General features: G+C 68.7%; 1 protein-coding gene. It reads left to right on the top strand.

Annotation, left to right across the window (positions count from 1 at the left end; translation table 11 throughout):
• Nucleotides 1-36 precede the first annotated feature (36 nt).
• Nucleotides 37-571, top strand: a 535-nt coding sequence (locus tag B7449_RS24745) for a site-specific integrase (RefSeq protein ID WP_408734937.1), incomplete at its 3' end; no start/stop codon positions are given.

Raw genomic sequence — 571 nt, 5'->3', positions numbered from 1 at the left:
TATGCGTCGGCTGCCCAGCAGATGGCTCAGGACCATGTGGCCGATGTCCCATCGGGGTTCGAACTGGCTGTCGGACTGGAAATCGACGACGGTACGCCCAGCTTCCTGGCCTGGTTCCGGCCGCTCCAGCCCGTAGGAGCCTGTCCCGGGACGTCAGACGCATCGCCTCCTGCGCCCGTCGGCCAGCCGGCTGCTGCCGTCGCGCAATGGTTTTCCGTCGTCTCGACACAGCCTGTGCCCGAACATGATGGCCGCCTGGCCACGGCCCGTCAGGCGGCCGATGCCTATATGCACCGCAGCAAGGCCGAAAACACGCTGCGCACCTATCGCGCCGCCGTGCGGTCCTGGTGTCGCTGGGCTGCCGGTCATGCCCTGCCCGCCCTGCCGGCCCGCGGCGAGGATGTTGCCGCCTATCTGGCCGACATGGCGCTGCAGGGCCGCAGGACCAGCACCATAGACCTGCATCGGGCCGCCCTGCGCTACCTGCATCACCTGGCGCAGATTGCCGTACCCACCGCCCACCCGATGGTGACCGCAACGCTTGCCGGCATCCGGCGGGAGGCAAAGGAGA

This window comes from Komagataeibacter intermedius TF2, from assembly GCF_000964425.1.
Lineage (GTDB): Bacteria > Pseudomonadota > Alphaproteobacteria > Acetobacterales > Acetobacteraceae > Komagataeibacter > Komagataeibacter intermedius.
The sequence above is the reverse complement of the archived record's forward strand: the minus strand, read 5'-3'. Positions and strand labels throughout refer to the sequence as shown.